1 pseudogene is annotated in these 7,467 nt (G+C 74.9%); it reads right to left on the bottom strand.

The features are described from left to right. Window positions 1-19: 19 nt before the first annotated feature. Window positions 20-7,444, bottom strand: a pseudogene (locus ACFVT2_RS23490) (type I polyketide synthase); the annotation flags it as partial. Between the last annotated feature and the right edge of the window lie 23 nt (window positions 7,445-7,467).

The raw sequence follows: 7,467 nt of genomic DNA, 5'->3' as shown, positions 1-7,467 counted from the left end.
GGTTGGCTCCAGCTCTCTTTCAGTGCGCCGAGTTCTCGGTGGCCAGCCGCAGCAGGGCTTCGGCGTCCATGTCGTCGAGGGATTCCGCGGGGTCGTCGGCCTGGGGGGCGGGGTCGTCGGTCGCGTCTCCGTCGGCGAGTTTCAGCACCATGTCGAGGAGGCCCGCCTTGCGCAGTCGTCCGATGGGGACGGTGGCGAGCGCCTCGCGGATGCGGGCGTCGGGGTCGTCGGGGCGACCGGTGCCGGGGGCCTCGGGTGCGGTGCCGAAGAGCAGCGTGCCGAGGTGGCCGGCGAGGGCCGTGGGGGTGGGGTGGTCGAAGACGAGGGCGGCCGGCAGGGGCATGCCGAGGGCGGTGCGCAGGCGGTTGCGGAGTTCGACCGCGGTGACGGAGTCGAAGCCGACGTCGCGGAAGGCGCGGCCGGCGGGGATGGCGTCGGGGGTGTCGTGGCCGAGGGTCGCGGACGCCTCGGCGCGGACGGCCTCGACGAGGGCCCGGCCGCGTTCGGCGGCCGACAGTTCCGCGAGGCGGCGGCGGAGCGGCGGGGCGGCCTGCGCGGCGTCGTCGCCGGCGGTGGTGCCGGGGTCGCCGGTCACCGCGCGGACGGCTTCGGGCACCGTGCTGAACAGGGCGCTGGGCCGGGTCGCGGTGAAGCTCGGGGCGAACACCTCCCAGTCCATCAAGGTGACGGCGAGGGTGGTGTCGTCGTCCTCCAGCATCTGTTGGAGTGCGCCGATCGCGTGGGCCGGTTCCATGGCGCGGACGCCTTGGCGGTGCAGCCGCTCGTGGACCTCGGGGACGGTGGCCATGCCGACTTCGCCCCAGGTGCCCCAGGCGACGGACGCGCCGGGCAGGCCGAGGGAGCGGCGATGGGCGGCGAGGGCGTCGAGGTAGGCGTTGGCGGCGGCGTAGCCGGGCTGGCCGCCGCTGCCCCAGACGGCGGCGCCGGACGAGAAGAGCACGAACGCGTCGAGGTCCAGCGCGGCGGTGAGGTCGTGGAGGTGGTGGGCGGCGGTCAGTTTGGCGCGCAGTAGCGCGTCGAGCTGATCGAGGGTCAGGTCGGCGGCGGGGGCGTCCCCGTCGGCCACGCCCGCGGAGTGGAAGACGGAGGTGAGCGGCTGGTCGGCGGGCAGGTCGGCCAGCAGGGCGGCCAGCGCGTCGCGGTCGGCGACGTCGCAGGCGGCGAGGGTGACGCGGGCGCCCCGTGCCTCCAGTTCGGCGCGGAGTGCGGCGGCGCCGGGCGCGTCCGGGCCGCGCCGGCTGGTCAGGACGAGGTGCGCGGCGCCGTGTTCGGCCATCCAGCGGGCGATCCGGCCGCCGATGCCGCCGGTGCCGCCGGTGATGAGGCAGGTGCCGCGGCCGCTCCAGCGGCGCCCGGAGCGGGGCGCGGCCGGGGTGGCGTGCACCAGGCGGCGGGCGAGCACGCCGGAGGTGCGGACGGCGAGTTGGTCCTCGCCGGCCGGGTCGGCGAGCAGGCCGGTGAGGCGGGCCGCGGCGCGGGCGTCGAGGGTGGCGGGCAGGTCGATCAGGCCGCCCCAGCGGTCGGGGTGTTCCAGGGCCACGACCCGGCCGAGGCCCCACAGGGCGCCCTGTACCGGGCTGCTGAGGGCGTCGTCGCGGCCGGCGGCGACCGCGCCGCGGGTCAGGCACCACAGGGGTGCGGTCAGGCCGGCGTCGCCGAGGGCCTGGACCAGGACGAGGGTCTGCCCGAGTCCCAGCGGCACCGAGCCGAGGTCCGGGTGCCGCTCCTCGGCGGCCGCCAGCAGTGATACGACGCCGGTGAACTCCTCGCCGTCGTCGATGAGTTGGGCGAGCTGCGCGGCCCAGGCCGTGCGGTCGGTGCCCTTGGCTTCGAAGCGGACGGTGTCGGTGCCCAGGGCCTCGAGCGCGGCGGCGACCCAGGGGGTGTCGGCGTGGTCCGGCGGTACCGCGACCAGCAGCCGGCCGGTGGTGTGGGCCGCGGCGGGTTCCGCGACCCGGGTCCACTGGACGTGGTAGCGGAGTTCGTCGATCCGGTTGCGGGCCGCGGCCTTGGCGCGCCAGGCGGACAGGGCGGGCAGGACGGCGCCGAGCGCGGTGTGCTGGTCGTCGGCGGGGACGCCGAGTGCGTCGGCGAGCGCGGTGAGGTCCTGGTTCTCGACCAGCGTCCAGAACGCGGCGTCGGCCGGGTCGCCGCCGGTCGGGGCGACGGGTCGGGGCTCGGGCCAGAAGTCCTGCCGTTGGAAGGGGTAGGTGGGCAGGTCCACCGGGTCGTAGGCGGGCCGGGCGAAGGTGGTGGTCCAGTCGACCGGGGCGCCGTGGGTGTGGGCCTCGGCGAGCGAGGTGAGGAAGCGCCGCGGGCCGCCCTCGTCGCGGCGGAGCGAGCCGAGGACCACCGCTGACCCGCCGGTGGTCGCCGCGACGGCCTCCTGCGTCTCCTGGATCGGGGCGGCCAGTACGGGGTGCGGGCTGACCTCGACGAAGACGCGGTGTCCGGCGGCGAGGAGGGCGCGGGTGGCCTCTTCCATGCGGACGGTCTGCCGCAGGTTGGTGTACCAGTAGTCGCCGTCGAAGGCGGCGTCGTCCACGCGGGCGCCGGTGACGGTCGAGTAGAACGGCACCTCGGGGACGCGCGGGCCGACCGGCGCGAGGACCCGGGCGAGTTCGTCGCGGACGGCCTCGACGTGCCGCCCGTGCGAGGCGTAGTCCACGGACACCTTGCGGGCCCGGACACCCTGTTCCTGGCAGGCGGTGTGCAGGGCGTCGAGCGCGTCGGTGTCGCCGGACACGACCACGGACGAGGGCCCGTTGACCGCGGCGACGGACAGCGCCTGCTGCCACGGGGCGAGGAGTTCGGTGACCCGGTCGACGGGTGCGGACACCGACATCATGCCGCCGCGTCCGGAGAGCTGCGGCAGTGCCCGGCTGCGCAGCGCCACCACGCGGGCGGCGTCCTCCAGGCTGAGGGCCCCGGCGACGCAGGCCGCGGCGATCTCGCCCTGGGAGTGGCCGACCACGGCGGCGGGGACGACGCCGTGGGAGCGCCAGAGCGCGGAGAGCGCGACCATCATGGCGAACAGAGCGGGCTGGACGACATCCACGCGTTCCAGCAGGGCGGGGTCGCCCTCGCCGGCCAGCACGTCGTGCAGCGACCAGTCGACGTGGGGGGCGAGGGCGGCCGCACAGTCGTCGATCGCGGTGCGGAACACCTCGGACGTGGCGAGGAGTTCGCGGCCCATGCCCCACCACTGGGATCCCTGGCCGGGGAAGACGAAGACCGCTCCGGCGGGGTCGGCGCCGGCGACGCCGGTGACCAGGCCGGCCGCCGAGGCGCCGGTGGCCAGGGCGGCCAGGCCGCGCTGGAAGTCCTCGCGCCGCTCGCCGACGACGACGGCGCGGTGCTCGAACGCGGCCCGTGTGGTGGCCAGGGCGTGTCCGACGGGGGCGGGCGGGAGGTCCGGGGCGTGCTCGACGGCGCTGAGCAGCCGGGTGGCTTGGTCCCGTAGGGCCGCGGCGGATTTGGCGGCGAGTGGCCACGGGACGACGGTGTCGGTGTGGCTCTCGCTGTCCGCGGGCCGGTCGGTGGGGGTGGGGGTGGGGGGCTCGGTGTCCGGGGCCTGTTCCAGGATCAGGTGGGCGTTGGTGCCGCTGATGCCGAAGGAGGAGACCCCGGCCCGGCGGGGGCGTCCGGTCTCGGGCCACGGGGTGCGCTCGCGCAGCAGTTCCACGGCGCCGGCGGTCCAGTCCACATGGCTCGTCGGCGCGTCGAGGTGGAGGGTGCCGGGGAGTACGCCGGCGTCCATGGCGAGGATCATCTTGATGACGCCGGCGACACCGGCCGCGGCCTGGGTGTGGCCGATGTTGGACTTCACCGAGCCGAGCAGCAGCGGCAGTTCGGGGTCGCGGTCCTGCCCGTAGGTGGCGAGCAGGGCCTGGGCCTCGATGGGGTCGCCGAGCTTGGTGCCGGTGCCGTGCGCTTCCACCGCGTCGACGTCGGCGCCGGTCAGGCCGGAGTTGGCGAGGGCCTGGCGGATGACGCGCTGTTGGGAGGGGCCGTTGGGTGCCGTCAGGCCGTTGGAGGCACCGTCCTGGTTGACGGCGGAGCCGCGGACGACGGCCAGTACCCGGTGGCCGTTGGCGCGGGCGTCGGAGAGCCGTTCCAGCAGGACGACGCCGACGCCCTCGGCGAGGGTCATCCCGTCGGCGGCGTCGGCGAACGGCTTGCAGCGGCCGTCCTGGGCGAGGGCGCGCTGCCGGCTGAAGCCGACGAAGGCGTGCGGGGTGGCCATCACGGCCGCGCCGCCGGCCAGTGCGAGGGAGCTCTCGCCGGTGCGCAGTGACTGGCAGGCCAGGTGCAGGGCGACCAGGGAGGAGGAGCACGCGGTGTCCACGGTGACCGCCGGGCCTTCCAGGCCGAGCAGGTAGGAGACCCGGCCGGACAGCACGCTGGCCGCGGTGCCGGTCACCATGTGCGCCTCGGACTCCCCGGTGCCGTTCTGCACGGTCGTGGCGTAGTCCTGGTAGCTGGCGCCGAAGAAGGTGCCGGCGGCGCTGCCGCGCAGCGACTCGGGGTCGATGCCGGCGCGTTCGCACGCCTCCCAGGCGGTCTCCAGCAGGAGTCGCTGCTGTGGGTCCATGGCGAGCGCTTCGCGCGGTGAGATGCCGAAGAAGCCCGGGTCGAAGCCGGCGGCCTCGTGGAGGAATCCGCCCTGGACGGAGTAGGTGCGGCCGGGCCGGTCCGGGTCCGGGTCGTAAAGGCCCTGGGCGTCCCAGCCGCGGTTCGCGGGGAACTCCGAGATGGCGTCGGCGCCGTCGAGGGCGAGCCGCAGCAGGTCCTCGGGGGTGCCGGCGCCGCCGGGGTAGCGGCAGCTCATGCCGATGACGGCGATCGGGTCGTCGTCGGCCGGGGTGCCGGTCGAGGCGTCGGGCCGCGGTCCGGCGACGGGCCCGCCGAGCACCGTGGTCTTCAGGAACGCGGCGAGCGCCGCGCAGTTGGGGTGGTCGAAGACCATCGTGGACGGCAGGCGCAGTCCGGTGCCGGCCACCAGCCGGTTGCGCAGGTCGACGGCGGTGACCGAGTCGAATCCGAGGTCGCGGAAGGCGCGGCGCTCGGGGAAGGACTCGGCTGAGGCGTGCCCGAGGACGGCTGCTGCCTCGGTGCGGACCAGGGTGAGCAGCAGCCGGTCCTGCTCGGCGTCGGCGAGGCCGTGCAGGCGGGTCGCGAGGCCGCCGGTGGCCGGGTCCGCGGTGTCCGGGGCGGACGTCTGGTCGAGGCGGCGCCGTACCTCGGGGATCTGGTCGAAGAGGTGCGCGGGCCGGCCTGCGGTGAAGACGTCGTGGTAGGTGTCCCAGTCGATGTCCATGAGGCCGATGACGGTCTCGTCGTCGTCCAGGACCTGCTGGAGTGCGGTCAGCGCCACCTCGGGGTCGAGGTACTCCAGGCCGCTGCGGCGGATCCGGTGCGGGTCGGCCAGTTCGCGTGCCTGGTCGTCGGGCCACTTGCCCCAGTGGAGGGACGTGGCGCGCTGCCCGCGGGCGCGGCGCTGTTCGGCGAGCGCGGACAGGTAGGCGTTGCCGGCGACGTAGGCGGCGTGGACGCCGCTGCCCCACATGCCGGCGGTGGAGGAGTACAGGACGAAGTCGTCCAGTTCCGCGTCGTCGAGCAGGTCGTCGAGGATCTGTGCGCCGGTGACCTTGGCGTGGACGACGTCGGAGAACGCTTCCACGGTGGTGTCGGTGAGCGCGGACAGCTCGATGGTGGCGGCGGTGTGGACGACGGTGCGGATGGTGCGGCCGTCGTCCTTGAGGTCGGCCAGCAGCGCGGCGACCGCGTCACGGTCGGTGATGTCGCAGGCGGCGACGGTCGCCTCGGTACCCAACTCGGCCAATTCTGCGACGAGTTCGTGGGCCCCGGGGGCTTCCGCACCCCGCCGGCTGACCAGCACCACATGCTCGGCGCCACGCCCGGCCAGCCACCGGGCGAGGTGCGGGGCAAGGGTCCCGGAGCCGCCGGTGATCAGCGTCGTACCGCGCGGCGTCCAGGTCCGGGCCGGGCGTCCGCTGCGGTGTCCGGCGCGGACGATCCGGCGCGCCAGCATCCCCGCGGGGCGAAGGGCGAGCTGGTCCTCGGCGCCGAGGGCTCCGGACAGTGCGGCGGCGAGCCGCTGGGCGGCCCGGGCGTCGAGGGCGGCGGGCAGGTCGATGGTGCCGCCCCAGCGTTGCGGGTGTTCCAGCGCCGCGGTCCAGCCGATGCCCGCGACCTGGCTCTGGAGGGGCTGGGTGACGGGGTCGGACGGGCCGGTGGCGAAGGCACCGCGGGTCAGGAACCACAGTGGTGCGGGGACGTCGGCGTCGCCGAGGGCCTGGATGAGGGAGACGGAGAGCGCGAGTCCGCGGGTGAGGCCGGGGTGGTGGGCGCTGCGGTCCTCGGCGGCGGCGAGGACGGAGACGATTCCGGTGACGGTTCCGGTGGCGTCCGCCGCCCCGACCAGGCGTTCCCGTAGGACGGCCCGGTCGGCGCACGCCTCGTCGAGGACCAGGCGGTGCACCTCTGCGCCGTGCGTTTCCAGTGCCGCGGCTACGTCGGTGTCGTCGATGCCGTCGGCGGTGACCAGCAGCCAACTGCCGGTCAGGGACGCGCGGGGGGTCTGGGTGAGGGGGGTCCAGGTGACGCGGTACCGCCAGGAGTCGATGGTGGTGCGCTGGGAGCGGGCTCGGCGCCAGGAGGTGAGGCCGGGCAGGATGGCGGCGACGGAGTCCTCGTCGGTGCCGAGCGCCGCGGTCAGCGCGGAGACGTCCGCCTGCTCGACGGCGGCCCAGAATTCGGCGTCCATGGGGGCGTCGGCGGCGGAACGCTCGGCAGCAGTACGGGTGTTCCAGTACCGCTCGCGTTGGAAGGCGTAGGTCGGCAGGTCGACCCGGGACGCACCGGTCCCCTCGAACACACCCGCCCAGTCCACCTCCACCCCCCGCACAAAGACCTCCGCAGCGGACAACAGGAAACGATCCACACCCCCCTGCTCCCGGCGCAGCGTGCCGGCCGCGACGGCCGGCACACCAGCCTCATCGATCGCCTCCTGCACCGCCATCGACAACACCGGGTGCGAACTGACCTCCACAAACGCCCGATACTCCACCGCCAACAACTCCCGCACCGCCTCGGCAAACCGCACCCGACCGCGCAGATTCCGGAACCAGTAGCCGGCATCCAACTCCCCCGTGTCCAACCAGCCACCGGTCACAGTGGAGAAGAACGGGATCTGCGAAGCGCGGGGTACCACCTCCCCAAGTACGGTGAGCAGTTCCTCGTGCAGGTCCTCGACCTGGTGCGAGTGCGAGGCGTAGTCCACCGCGATCCGGCGGGCCCGGATGTCCTCGCCGGTCAGTTGCGCGTGCAGCGCGTCGAGCGCCTCGGGCTCGCCGGCGACCACGGCGGAGCGCGGTCCGTTGACCGCTGCCACCGACACCCGGCCGTCGAAGTCGTCCAGGC

Origin of the sequence: Streptomyces sp. NPDC058000 (genome assembly GCF_042886435.1) — a bacterium.
GTDB lineage: Bacteria > Actinomycetota > Actinomycetes > Streptomycetales > Streptomycetaceae > Streptomyces.
This window is presented reverse-complemented; position numbering and strand designations above follow the sequence as displayed.